Origin of the sequence: Chelativorans sp. (assembly GCF_031180965.1) — a bacterium.
Classification (GTDB): Bacteria; Pseudomonadota; Alphaproteobacteria; order Rhizobiales; family Rhizobiaceae; genus Chelativorans.
The window spans coordinates 143,049-155,102 of the sequence record NZ_JAPSLH010000003.1 but is presented as its reverse complement, the minus strand read 5'-3'; the positions used below and the strand labels follow the sequence as shown (position 1 = coordinate 155,102).

The following is a 12,054-nucleotide window of genomic DNA, read 5'->3' as shown; positions in this document are numbered from 1 at the left end:
GCCTCAGACGTTGAACTTGAACAGCATGATGTCGCCGTCCTGAACGACATAGTCCTTGCCTTCGTCGCGCGCCTTGCCGGCTTCCCGTGCTGGCGTCTCGCCGCCAAGCCCGACATAGTCATCATAGGCTATGGTCTGCGCGCGGATGAAGCCGCGCTCGAAATCCGTATGGATGACGCCCGCGGCCTGCGGCGCCTTGGCACCCTTCTGCACGGTCCAGGCACGCGTCTCCTTAGGGCCGGCGGTGAAGAAGGTGATGAGCTCGAGGAGCTCGTAGCCGGCGCGGATCAGCCTGTCGAGACCGGGTTCATGCAGCCCCATCGCCTCCAGATATTCCTTGGCCTCCTCGTCCGGAAGCTGCGCCACCTCCGCCTCGATCGCAGCCGAGATGACAACGGTCTTCGCACCCTGCGTCCCCGCCATTTTCTCCACTGCTGCCGTGTGCTCATTGCCTGCCGCCGCATCGCCTTCGGCAACATTGCAGACATAGAGCACGGGTTTTGAGGTCAGCAGGTTCAGCGAGCGCAGGATGCGGTTGCCCTCCGCGTCAAGTTCGGCGGAGAGCAGCCGCACGGGCTTTCCCTCCTGCAGCAGCTGCAAGGCGCCCTCCATGACGGGAAGCGCAGCAACTGCCTCTTTGTCCTTCCCCGTGGCGCGCTTGCGCATCTGCAGGATGCGCCGCTCCAGGCTGTCGAGATCGGCCAGCATCAGCTCTGTCTCGACTGTCTCGGCATCTGCCACCGGGTCGATGCGGCCCTCGACATGGGTAATGTCCTCATCCTCGAAGCAGCGCAGCACATGCACGATCGCATCTACCTCGCGGATATTGGCCAGGAATTGGTTGCCCAGCCCTTCGCCTTTAGAGGCCCCGCGCACGAGCCCGGCTATGTCCACGAAGGAGATGCGCGTCGGGATGATCTCCTTCGACTGCGCGATGTCCGCGATCTTCCTCAGTCGCGGGTCGGGCACGGCCACCTCGCCGGTGTTCGGCTCGATGGTGCAGAAGGGGTAGTTCGCGGCCTGCGCCGCCGCCGTCCTCGTCAGCGCATTGAAGAGCGTCGACTTGCCGACATTGGGCAGGCCGACGATGCCGCATTTGAAACCCATCGATGGTATCCTGTAGAGCCGTTCAGAGGATGTTGGCAGGGCTATGGGCGAAGGGGTTGACGATCGTCAAGCCCGAACGTGCCTATCACTTGCGCCGGACGGTATAACGCGAATGCACGGCCCCGTTCTTCAGCGCCTTGGCGAAGGCGAGATCACACCAGCGGTCCGGCTGCTTGCCGCCAAAGGCGGGAATGCCGCTGCCAAGGATCACCGGGATGGTGCCGATCTCGATCGTGTCGAGGAGCCCTGCATCCATGAACTGCCGCGCGATCTCGCCGCCTCCCAGGATCCAGATGCGCCCTTTCGCGCCCCGGCGGCGCAGATTGTCCAGCATCTCCTGCGGCGATCCGGCCACGACTTCCGTATCTGCCGGCAGGTCGTCGGTCGGCCGGCGCGTCGCCACCACGCATGGATATTTCGCGTAGGGCCATTCCGCATGGCGCCTCACTATGTCGTAGGTCCCGCGTCCCATGACCACGCCGGTCACCGACGCCATGAAGGCGTCGAAATCGAAATCGGCATTTGGCGGAAACTCGTCAAGCCAGTCGATGCCGCCGTCCTCGCGCGCGATAAAGCCGTCGAGGCTCATGGCGAACATATAGATCACATCGTCCTTGCCGATCTCTGCCATCCGGAATCACTCCTTGCTGCCAAAGAGCTTTTTTAGCATGGCAGCCATAGGCCCGCTGTCAGGAAGCTTGGCAGGAGCGTGGGGCCGCGCCTGGCGGATATGGCTTTGGCCCTTCTGCGTCGGCTTCGGCGCCGCCGCGTCGCCGTCCGGTTCCTTGCCTTTCACTGCAAGGCTCACGCGGTTCATGAAGCCGGCCTGGTCACCCTCGACCAGCATTCCGATATTCTCCGCCAGCGCCTCGAGCAGCGGGTCGAGCCACTCGTTGTCAGTTTTTGCGAAATCCCCGAGCACATAGCCGGTCACGCGCGCCTTATCGCCCGGATGCCCGATACCGATGCGCACGCGGCGGTAGTCCTGCCCGCAATGGGCGTCGATAGATTTGATGCCGTTGTGGCCGCCCGATCCGCCACCGGTCTTCACGCGCACCTTGCCCGGCGCCAGATCCAGCTCGTCATAAAGCACGAGGAGGTCGGCGGGCGAGAGCTTATAGAAGCGCATGGCCTCGCCGACCGCCTGGCCGGAGAGGTTCATGAAAGTCTGCGGCTTGATCAGAAGCACCTTTTCGGTGCCGAGCCGTCCCTCCGCCACCAGGGCGCTGAACTTCTTCGACCAGGGCGAAAAGGAATGGCGGCGGTGAACAGCATCCGCCGCCATGAAGCCGACATTGTGCCGGTGATTGGCATATTGCGGGCCCGGATTGCCGAGCCCAGCGATGAGAAGCATCTCTTGCCTCCCGGGAGGAGGGGAGGATTACTCCTCGCTCCCTTCCGCCTGTGGCGCCTCAGCTTCGCCGCCCTCGGCCTCCTCGGACCTCAGCCCCGCCGGCGCGGCGATGGTGGCAACGGTGAAATCGCGGTCGGTGATGGTGGGCTTCACGCCTTCCGGCAGCTTCACGGCCGAAATATGCAGGGAGTCGCCGATATCCAGCCCCGTCAGATCGACTTCGATGAAGTCGGGGATCGCGTCGGCCGGGCAGGTGAACTCGACCTCGTGGCGCACCACGTTGAGCACGCCGCCGCGCTTGATGCCGGGCGCCTTGTCGTCGTTGACGAAATGGACCGGCACGTTCACGGTCACGACCGTGTTGCGACCGACGCGCAGGAAGTCCACATGCATGGCGAAGCCACGCACCGGATCGAGCTGGTAGTCCTTGGGCAGGACCTGGATCTTCTCGCCGGCCACATCAATGGTGGCGATGGTGGTCCTGAAACCGCCGGCATGGATGCGCTGAAACACTTCCTTGTAGGGAAGCGTGATCGACAGGGGGGGCTTCTTGTCGCCGTAGATCACGGCGGGAATCTTGCCGCTGCGCCGAAGTGCCCGGGCGGACCCCTTACCGACCCGTTCGCGCGCCTCGGCCGTCAGCTCGTAAGACTGCTGGCTCATGGCATTTCCTTTTCAAGTTTCGGAGCGTTTCCGGCGGCCGATGCCGGCCCCGAAAACGAGAAAGCCGCCGCAAGCGCCCGTGGCGCCCGGCCGGCCTCCATCCGCATTGCCTCCAAGGGTGTCTATGCGGACCGCGGGTCTATAGCCCAAGCTTCCGCGCGGCGCAAGGCGGGCGGCCCGGCCTCTATCCGGATGGAAAGGCTGAGAGCACCGAAAGGACGGCCATAATGGCGAGCAGGGAGGAAGCCGTGCGACAGATCGGTTTGTAGCGGCGCATCGCTAGGGCGCGAGCAGCCGGATGTGACAAGGCCGCTGCCACGAGTGCATACCAGCCAGCGCCGAAGACCGCGGCGATCACGGCCACCGTCAGCGCCTCGTCGATCTCCCGGATCGGCAGCATCATTCCGGTGAAGGCGACGGCAAAGAACGAGGCGCTTTGAGGCGCCAGAAAACTGATCAGGAAACCGCCCGCGAACAATCCGGCCTGCAATTTTCGTGGCTGCACGACGTCCTCGCTCGCCGGCGGTGCCGCCGTGGCGAGGCGCCATGCCAGCCACAGCAGCACCGCGGCCCCCGCCACCTTTGCTGCAGAAGAGGAAAAGACTTCAGCAAAATGCACAGCGCCGATCGCCACAAATGCGGCCAGAACCGCCGTCCCCGTCGCGATGCCGGCAATGAGCGGGATCGTCCGGCCAAATCCCTGCACGGAAGCGAGGCTGCCGGTCGTAAGCGCGATGTGGCCCGGCGTCACCACCACGATCATATAGGCCGCCAGGAACTGGAGCAGCGCTGATGGTTGCAGGAGCGAGGTGGACATGGTTTGTCTCTGGAGCACCCGGATGCGCGGCAGAACCGCTCCGCGTTGACATCCTGCAGCTTTCTATGACCTTCTATTTCCGCGCATCCTTCATTTGCAGGAGACACGGCAGGAGGAAGCCGTCCGCTTTTGCAGGCGAGGAGGCTTTTTCGATGCGCATTTGAGCCCTGGAATGGAGCACCATGGGGATGCTGCCAGCGCCCGCTCTCTCGAAGCTCATCGGCTCGATTTACGACTGCACGCTCGATCCGTCGCTATGGGAGCGGACGCTCGCCGAGATTGGCGACGCTCTGCGTGCGAAGTCGCTGATATTGTCCCTTAACGACCTGCGTGAGAATCGGCTGTTGATCAACAAGGCTGTCGGCTGGGAGAGCCCATGGCTGGAGGAGCGGGCGAAGCACCTGCCGGAGATCCATGCGGTGCTGGCCGGATGGCTTTCGTCCTGCATCTCGCTCGACGAACCCTTTGTTGCCTCGCGCGAGCTCGCGGACAGCCGCTTTAAAGCGTCGCGCTATGTAAAGGATTGCCTGACGCCCCAGGGTATTGTCGACGTCAGCCATTTCTTTCTCATGTACACGCGCGCGCATTTTTCGGAGATCGTCGTGACGCGGCATGAGCGAGACGGCGTGATGAGCGACCGAGAAATCGAGCTCGGCAAGTGTCTTCTGCCGCATCTGAGGCGTGCGGTGACGATCAGCAACGTGCTCGATGCTCGTGCCATCGAGCGGGCGCGGATGGCGGAGGCGCTGGATGCGCTGCGCTGCGGCGTTGTCTTCACCGATGATCGCGGCACCATCCTGCATCCGAACCGGTCAGCGGAGCGCATGCTGCGCGATCGTGCTGTGATTCAGGAAAGGCGCGGGATTCTCGAGGCAAAGACACCCTCCGCCGCCAAGGAGCTGCATGCGGCGATCCAGCAGGCTGCGCGGGATGAGACGGGCATGGGCAAGACCGGCCTTGCTATCCGTCTTACCGACTTTGACGCGCCGCCGCTCTTTGCTCATGTGCTACCGATGGCGGGCGGCGATCTGCGCACGAATATGCAGCCTTCGGCGGTGGCGGCCGTCTTCATCGGCAGCGATCCGGACGAACAGGGCGAGGCGGAAACCGCAGCACGCGCGTTTGGGCTCACCCCAGCCGAGACGCGTGTCTTGACGTCGCTGCTTGCGGGACAGACATTGGCGGAAACGGCGAGTGCGCTGGGCATCGCAACGACAACCGCACGCAGCCATCTCAACAAGATATTCGCGAAGACCGGCATCAGCCGCCAGGCCGATCTCATGCGGCTGGCAAAAAGGGTGATACCGCCGGTAAGTTTGGGGACGAAGGGTTCTTCAGAGTAGCGCTCGACCGTTTCGACAAGCTGCGGCCGTGTTGTATGGCCTGCCTTCACGCGGAGTTCGATCATGACCATACGCATCGTCCGCCTCGGCGCGCCTCGCCTCCCGAACGAAGGCTTGCGCATTGGCACTGTCCGCCGTCCGCCGCGGGGCGTGCGCAAGGAGCGGTATGCGGCCGAGAATTGGTACGATGTCTGGTACCCGGAACTCTCGCCCAGCCCCCAGCTCGTCACGCGCGCCCAGTCAGCCGCGACGGAAGGGGAGTGGAAAGCGTTCGTGCGCGCATTCCGCACCGAGATGAACGAGCCTGCGGCGCGCCATTCGCTGGATCTCCTAGCAGCGCTCTCGCGTCACGCCGACTTCTCCATCGGATGCTATTGCGAGGACGAAGGCCGCTGCCATCGCTCGGTGTTGCGCGAACTCCTTTCGGAGAGGGGAGCGGCCATCAGATGACCGCCAGGCGAGCCTAGTTGAACAGGCTCGAGACCGATTCTTCCGAGGCCGTGCGGGAGATCGCCTCACCGATCAGATCGGCGATGGTGATCACACGGATATTGCGCGCAGCCTCGACGGCCGAGCTCGGCTGAATGGAGTCGGTAATGACCAGCTCCTTGAGCTTTGAGGCGGTGATGCGCGCCACTGCCCCGCCGGTGAGCACGCCATGGGTGATATAGGCCGTGACGCTCGTCGCGCCATTGGCAAGCAGCGCCTCGGCGGCATTGCAGAGCGTGCCGCCGGAATCGACGATATCGTCGATCAGCAGGCAGTCGCGGCCATGCACCTCGCCGATCACATTCATCACCTCGGATTCGCCAGGCCGGTCGCGGCGCTTGTCGACGATCGCCAGCGGCGCGTCGATGCGCTTGGCGAGCGAGCGCGCCCGTACCACGCCGCCGACATCGGGCGACACGACCATGACATTGGAAAGGTTGTAGCGCGCCTTCACGTCGCGGGCCATCACAGGCACGGCGAAGAGATTGTCGGTAGGGATGTCGAAGAAGCCCTGGATCTGTCCGGCATGCAGGTCGAGCGTCAGAACGCGGTCGGCGCCGGCCCGCGTGATAAGATTGGCCACCAGCTTTGCCGAAATCGGCGTGCGGCCCGAGGTGCGGCGATCCTGCCGCGCATACCCGAAATAGGGCAGGACGGCCGTTATGCGCCGCGCCGAGGAGCGGCGGAAGGCGTCGATCATGATGAGCAGTTCCATCAGGTGATCGTTGGCCGGGTAGGATGTGGACTGCAGGACGAAGACATCCTCGCCGCGGACATTCTCCTGAATCTCCACGAAGATCTCCTGGTCCGCGAACCGGCGGACCATCGCCTTTCCGAGCGAGATGTTCAGGTAGCGGGAGACGGCCTCCGCCAGCACCCGGTTGGAATTGCCCGCAAAGAGCTTCATGGAGTGTTCCCGGCCACGCCTCGACTATAGCGGGCTTTTAGCGGTGTTGCCCGTGATTGCAAGTGCGTGTGGCCAAACCCTTGCCGCCGCGGATGTCCCGCCGGCTAGCCGCGCGATTGACTGCCCTGCAGCCAGGCCGCCAACTCTTCGATCGTGCGGTCGGCGATGGTCTCCATGGTGGCGCCGGTGACGGCGGACCAGCCCTCAGCCCCGGCGGCGGCCTTTTCCTGCCCCTGGATGCGGTGCAGGCGGTTTCCGGCGGGGTCGAGCACATCCCAGACATAGACGACTGTCGTGCCTTTCTCGTCCGTCATGGTGGAGAAATAGCCCTTGATGATATGCGTCGCTCCGTCGGAGCCGCCCGCAAGGGTGAGGCCGCGCTGACCGGCGCGCGCGGAAAGCCGGCTGGAGAGCGGCTGCGTCGCTTCGGCTGCCGCGCCGATTACCGGGGCAAACTGGAGGCGCGCGTCCTGCGTTGCCGCGGCGGTGGCCGCGCTCCCCTGCGCGCCCACCGTCGTCTGCTCTGTAAGCGTGGTGGAAGCAGTGTTCTCACCGGAAGGCGTTGCCGTATCGATGGATGCCGACGGCGACAGGTCGAGCGCGTCCGTTCCACTGCAGCCGGCAATGCCCGAGACCAGGCCGAGAAGGCAGGCGAAGCTCTTGAAGCGCGTCATTGGTTCTCCCCGGGATGAACGCCCCTTCTGTTGCCCCTTCGTTGCTATCTTACGATCAAATCGAGCCCGTGGCGAGAAAGCGATTCGGGCGCCGAGTCCGTGGTCAGATAGGTGCGGCCGAGGCACATGGCGCAGCCGGATTCGGAGTCCATGATGATCATGTGGGCGAACAGCGTCATGTCCGGCGCGATCGGCTCCGGATTGCCGGCATAGAACATATGCGGCTCCATCCAGGACGGCGAGAAGCGGGCGCCCAGCGAATAGCCGCAGGCGTTCAGGCGGTGCTTTGTCAGCCCATGCGCCTCCATCACCTTAGCATGAGCGTCAAAAACATCGCCGAAGGTGTTGCCGGGGACCATAGCCTTCTCACAGGCGAGGAGCGCGGCCCGGGCGGCCTCGAACAACTCCTGATGCCGCTTCGAAGCCCTTCCGGTCAGCACCGTCTGCATCATGGCTACGTGATAGTGGTGGAAGACGCCTGCCCATTCCAGCGTCAGCTGGTCGTTCCTGCCAAGTTTCCGCCGGCCGGCCTTGTAGCGGCACAAAAGCGCGTCCTCGCCCGAGCCGATGATGAACTCGTTCGCGGGATAGTCGCCGCCGCCGGCGAAGATCGCGCCCTGCATGGCCGCAAGGATTGCCGCCTCGTCGCCGCCATTCCTGATCAGGGGCAGGGCGGCGTCGAGCGAGGCATCGGCGAGCGCCGCCGCCTTCCTCACCTTCTCGATCTCCGCCGGGCTCTTGAGGAGGCGAAGCCGCGCCACGAGATCGGAGGCATCCTCCACCTTGGCGAAGGTCTGCAACTGCTCGTCAAGCAGCCTGCCGTTCTTCGCGGTCAGGCCGTGCGTGTCATATTCGACGCCGATGCGCATGCCCAGCAGGTCGAGGTCGTTCAGAAGGTTGCGCAGGTCAAGCGCCGGATTGGCGCCATGGCGGTCGTTCCAGAGCACGATATTGTCGATGGTGGAGGTGTGCCGCGCCTGGCGCAGATCCGCCGAGCGCGTGAGCAGCACCATCGACCCGTCCGCCTTGACCACAAGGCACTGGAAAAAGCAGAAGCCGAACGTGTCGTAGCCCGTCAGCCAGTACATGCTCTCCTGCGCGAACAGCAGCATGGCGTCGAGCTTGCGGGCGGACATCTCTATCACCAGCCGGTCGCGCCGTGCGTCGAATTCGGCCCGTTCGAAATGCAGCGCCATCAAATTTCCTCCAGGCAAATTGCTGAGATCTGGCGTCCATAGTCCGGCTCGCCACGATGCGTCGTGCGCCGGTAAGAGAAAAAGCTATCCTCCTCCGCATAGGTGCAGCGGCAGAGCCCCTCGGCTGTCACGCCTGCGCGGATCAGCCGGTCGACCGTATAGCGGTTGAGGTCGAACAACGCATGCCCCGATCGTTCTGAGGGGCTGAAATAGCTGGAATTGGCGGCTTCGGCTGCGCAAAAGCGTTCGACGAATTCAGGCCCGACCTCGTAATTTTCCTGGCTGATCGAGGGGCCGAGCGCCGCCACGATCCGCCCGCGCCTGGCGCCCAGCCCTTCCATCGCCGAAATCGTGTTCTCGACGACGCCCGTGAGCGCGCCCTTCCAGCCGGCATGGGCGGCGCCGATCACGCGGGCCTCCGGGTCGGCGAAGAGCACCGGCCCGCAATCGGCCGCCAGCACCCCGAGCGCCAGACCCGGCTGCCGCGTCACGATGGCATCGGCATTGGGACGGGCATCTTGGGGAATGGGTCCGTCCACGACCACTACATCCGGCGAATGGCACTGGTGCACGGTCACGAGATGCTCGACCGGCACGTCCATCGAAGCGGCGACCCGCCGCCGGTTCTCGCGTACCGCGTCAGGCAAATCGCTCGAGCCAAGGCCGACATTGAGGCTTTCGAAAATGCCGGCGGAAACACCTCCTCTGCGGGTGAAGAAGCCATGCTTTATGCCGCTTGCGCGGGTGCGGTCGAGTAGGAGCGACCGGAGAGGCTCCGGCCTTGTCTTGTCCAGCATGCGCTGCCTTCTGTCCTGATTATGGGCGGCGGATCGTGCGGCAGGGGAGGTTCCAAGTCAATCCGGGGCCTCTTGCCGGCCCGCTGCCGGTGAACTAAGTTCAATGGACTAAGGGAGACCCAGATGCGCACGGTCAATATCCACGAGGCAAAAACTCACTTGTCCCGGTTGGTAGAGCGGGCCGCCAAGGGAGAGCCCTTCATCATCGCGAAAGCGGGCAGGCCGCTGGTGAAGGTGACACCGCTCCAACTGAGTACTGACCGCAAACCCAGCAGGCTGGGATTTTTGGGCGGCCGTTTCAAGATTCCCGACGATTTCGACCGCATGGGGGAAGAGGAAATCGCTGAAGCCTTTGATGGGAAGCCGTGAAGTTTCTTCTCGACACGCAGTTGCTGCTTTGGGCGGCCGACCGGCCCGACCGCCTATCAAAAGCGGCGACGGACCTGCTGGAACTGCCGTTTATCGAGCTGTTCTTCAGCCCCGCAAGCCTCTGGGAGATTGTGGTTAAAACCAGCCTTGGCCGTCCGGACTTCCAGGTGGATGCGTCGGTGCTGCGCCGCGCGCTGATTGACAGCGATTATGTGGAACTGCCGATCACAAGCGCTCATGCACTTGCCGTCGGCACTTTGCCGCCTATTCACAAGGATCCGTTCGACCGGATTCTGATCGCTCAAGCTATGATCGAAGGCATCACGCTGCTGACGGCCGACTCGCGCCTGGTTCAGTATCCGGGGCCCGTGCAGCGCGTCTAGCTATCGCTTCTAAAAGGCGGCACGGAAACGCCTCGCGGCAGCAACGCTAGTACCTTGAAAAGTTCGCCCATCGCGTCCGGTCCCGCGAGGCGTTCGACCTCGCCGCGAATGCGCTCTTGTTCTTCCGCGCTTCTGCCTGCGCCCAGGCGTCCGGCACGTTCGAGCAGTCCTAGGCCCAGCAGGAATTCGCCCTGCGGCATCAGGCGGGCAGCCAAGCCATGCGCCTCGGCCGTCCGCGCGAGGGCGGAAAAATCCACATGGGCGGTCAGGTCCGCCTCGCCGGGATGGGCGAGCACGTCGTCATAGGCGTGGCGGCGGAGCGCCTGCACCGTGTCGCCGAAAGCCGGCCCTTGATAGCCATAGTCGATGAAAAGTCCCGCGCCGCCGGTCTGTGCCAGCCTCTCGGCGATGATATCAATCAGCGCCTCGCGGGCCGGGGCTGTCTCAAACACCGCACCCGCCGCAGCCTGGTCAGCCTGCGGAGGCAGGAGCGACGGGTCAGGCGCGCCCGGACCGGTTATGAAAGCGAGCGCGCCGTCTTCGGTGGCCCCCACCACGCGCTCGCGCCAGCCGGCCGGCGTCTTGATATACTGCCGTATCGGAACGGCGTCAAAAAGCTCATTGCCGATGATGAATAGCGGATTACCGGGCAGGTCCTCGACCCGAAAATACCAATCCGTCCGAGCCGGCGCGCCCGCCAGCGTTTCCCGCTGCACGGCTGCAAGGCGCGGACTCGTCTCGACCATCGCAAAGCGGTGTTTTGTCACCAGGCCTGGATCAAGCCGCGACAGGGTGCGCAGCATGTCCTTCATCAGCGTGCCGCGGCCGGGGCCTATCTCGGCAAAGAGAGCGCCCTCCGGCGCGCCGCAGGCTTTCCAGGCGGAATAGAGCCAGATGGCGAGGATCTCGCCGAACATCTGGCTTATCTCCGGCGCCGTGGTGAAGTCTCCGGCAACGCCGAAGGGCTCGCGCGTCGTGTAATATCCGTACTCGGGATCGAACAGGCACAGCGCCATGTAGTCGGCGACACTCATCGGGCCGGCCGCCTCGATGAGACGGATGATCTTTTCCTTCAGCGCGCTCATGTCTCCTGGCGGGCGGCCGCCGGCGCCCGCGCTGTCAGCATGGCCCAGAGCCCAGCGGCCACCATCGGCAGCGACAGCACCATGCCCATGGTCAGCCAGCCGCCAGCAAGATAGCCGATATGGGCGTCCGGCTCACGGAAGAACTCAACGAAGATGCGCGACAGCCCATAGCCGCACACGAATGCCCCGCCGACGAAGCCTGGCGTCTTCAGCCTCAGTCTACTGTGGGTGAGGAAGCGCAGCACGAGGAAGAGCACGAGCCCTTCGAGCGCTGCCTCATAGAGCTGGCTTGGATGGCGTGGCAGCGGCCCGCCATTGGGGAAGACCATGCCCCACGGCATGTCGGTCGGACGGCCCCAGAGCTCGGAATTGATGAAGTTCGCCAGCCGTACGAGCCCGAGGCCAACGGGCGTGCCGGCCGCCACAGCGTCGAGCATGCTCCACGGGTTGATGCCGCGCGAGAGCGCAAACAGGACCATGGCGAGGATCGTGCCCAGCATGCCGCCGTGGAAGGACATGCCGCCCTGCCATATGGCGAGGATGTCGAGCGGATCTTCCAGATAGCGCGGCAGGTCATAGAAGAGCACATAGCCCAACCGGCCGCCGAGCACGACTCCCGCTGCCGCCCAGACAACGAAATCGTCGAGGACTTCGGGCTTCATCGGCGGGGTGCCGTTCGCCCACAGATGCGTCGTGCGAACCAGCCGCTTGGCGTACCACCACGCAAAGAGAATGCCGACCACATAGCCAAGGCCGTACCAGTGGACCGCAAGCGGACCAACCTGGACGATCACCGGGTCGATATTGGGGAAGGGCAGGGCGGAAAGGGGCAGGAGAAGATAATCGGTCAAGCATGCCTCCTCGGGCGCG

The 12,054-nt window shown here is 64.2% G+C and carries 15 protein-coding genes; 4 read left to right on the top strand and 11 right to left on the bottom strand.

Features of this window, described 5'->3' with window-relative positions; translation table 11 throughout:
* Positions 1-3: 3 nt before the first annotated feature.
* The 5 genes from ychF to RIN79_RS03500 form a co-directional block, all read right to left on the bottom strand.
* Positions 4-1,107 carry a redox-regulated ATPase YchF gene (ychF, locus tag RIN79_RS03520; protein WP_309083235.1) on the bottom strand — a complete coding sequence of 368 codons (1,104 nt, stop codon included), beginning with the start codon at positions 1,105-1,107 and terminating at the stop codon, positions 4-6.
* Between the two features lie 85 nt (positions 1,108-1,192).
* A complete protein-coding gene (locus tag RIN79_RS03515; RefSeq protein ID WP_309083234.1) occupies positions 1,193-1,738 on the bottom strand; it encodes a dihydrofolate reductase family protein in 546 nt (181 codons plus the stop codon).
* Positions 1,739-1,744: 6 nt separating this feature from the next.
* Positions 1,745-2,461 carry an aminoacyl-tRNA hydrolase gene (gene pth, locus RIN79_RS03510; RefSeq protein ID WP_309083233.1) on the bottom strand — a complete coding sequence of 239 codons (717 nt, stop codon included), beginning with the start codon at positions 2,459-2,461 and terminating at the stop codon, positions 1,745-1,747.
* Between the two features lie 27 nt (positions 2,462-2,488).
* Complete coding sequence (locus RIN79_RS03505; protein ID WP_309083232.1) at positions 2,489-3,124, bottom strand: 50S ribosomal protein L25/general stress protein Ctc; 636 nt, start codon at positions 3,122-3,124, stop codon at positions 2,489-2,491.
* A gap of 184 nt (positions 3,125-3,308) precedes the next feature.
* Complete coding sequence (locus RIN79_RS03500; RefSeq protein ID WP_309083231.1) at positions 3,309-3,887, bottom strand: LysE family transporter; 579 nt, start codon at positions 3,885-3,887, stop codon at positions 3,309-3,311.
* A 242-nt stretch (positions 3,888-4,129) separates the two neighbouring features.
* Between RIN79_RS03500 and RIN79_RS03495 the strand changes: the two genes are divergently transcribed.
* Together RIN79_RS03495 and RIN79_RS03490 are read left to right on the top strand one after the other, a co-directional pair.
* Positions 4,130-5,284: a helix-turn-helix transcriptional regulator gene (locus tag RIN79_RS03495; RefSeq protein WP_309083230.1), complete on the top strand. Its 1,155-nt coding sequence runs from the start codon at positions 4,130-4,132 to the stop codon at positions 5,282-5,284.
* Between the two features lie 63 nt (positions 5,285-5,347).
* A complete protein-coding gene (locus RIN79_RS03490; RefSeq protein ID WP_309083229.1) occupies positions 5,348-5,734 on the top strand; it encodes a DUF488 family protein in 387 nt (128 codons plus the stop codon).
* A gap of 13 nt (positions 5,735-5,747) precedes the next feature.
* Here the strand turns inward: RIN79_RS03490 and RIN79_RS03485 are convergent, their stop codons facing one another.
* The 4 genes from RIN79_RS03485 to pgeF form a co-directional block, all read right to left on the bottom strand.
* Positions 5,748-6,680 carry a ribose-phosphate pyrophosphokinase gene (locus tag RIN79_RS03485; protein WP_309083228.1) on the bottom strand — a complete coding sequence of 311 codons (933 nt, stop codon included), beginning with the start codon at positions 6,678-6,680 and terminating at the stop codon, positions 5,748-5,750.
* 104 nt (positions 6,681-6,784) lie between these two features.
* Positions 6,785-7,354: a hypothetical protein gene (locus RIN79_RS03480; RefSeq protein WP_309083227.1), complete on the bottom strand. Its 570-nt coding sequence runs from the start codon at positions 7,352-7,354 to the stop codon at positions 6,785-6,787.
* Between the two features lie 44 nt (positions 7,355-7,398).
* On the bottom strand, positions 7,399-8,550 hold the full coding sequence (locus RIN79_RS03475; protein WP_309083226.1) for a Xaa-Pro peptidase family protein: 1,152 nt from the start codon (positions 8,548-8,550) through the stop codon (positions 7,399-7,401).
* Positions 8,550-9,347, bottom strand: coding sequence for a peptidoglycan editing factor PgeF (gene pgeF, locus RIN79_RS03470; protein ID WP_309083225.1), 798 nt, complete (start codon positions 9,345-9,347; stop codon positions 8,550-8,552). Before pgeF ends, RIN79_RS03475 begins: the two co-directional genes overlap by 1 nt.
* Before the next feature lie 123 nt (positions 9,348-9,470).
* Between pgeF and RIN79_RS03465 the strand changes: the two genes are divergently transcribed.
* Positions 9,471-9,716 carry a type II toxin-antitoxin system prevent-host-death family antitoxin gene (locus RIN79_RS03465; protein WP_309083224.1) on the top strand — a complete coding sequence of 82 codons (246 nt, stop codon included), beginning with the start codon at positions 9,471-9,473 and terminating at the stop codon, positions 9,714-9,716.
* Complete coding sequence (locus RIN79_RS03460) at positions 9,713-10,099, top strand: type II toxin-antitoxin system VapC family toxin (RefSeq protein ID WP_309083223.1); 387 nt, start codon at positions 9,713-9,715, stop codon at positions 10,097-10,099. Before RIN79_RS03465 ends, RIN79_RS03460 begins: the two co-directional genes overlap by 4 nt.
* Here the strand turns inward: RIN79_RS03460 and RIN79_RS03455 are convergent.
* Both RIN79_RS03455 and lgt read right to left on the bottom strand, forming a co-directional pair.
* Positions 10,096-11,184 carry a class I SAM-dependent methyltransferase gene (locus RIN79_RS03455; protein WP_309083222.1) on the bottom strand — a complete coding sequence of 363 codons (1,089 nt, stop codon included), beginning with the start codon at positions 11,182-11,184 and terminating at the stop codon, positions 10,096-10,098. The two genes, RIN79_RS03460 and RIN79_RS03455, sit on opposite strands and share 4 nt — an antisense overlap.
* Positions 11,181-12,035 (bottom strand): prolipoprotein diacylglyceryl transferase, encoded by an 855-nt coding sequence (lgt, locus tag RIN79_RS03450; RefSeq protein WP_309083328.1) that lies wholly within the window; start codon positions 12,033-12,035, stop codon positions 11,181-11,183. The genes RIN79_RS03455 and lgt overlap by 4 nt, the downstream gene beginning before the upstream one ends.
* Positions 12,036-12,054 lie beyond the last annotated feature (19 nt).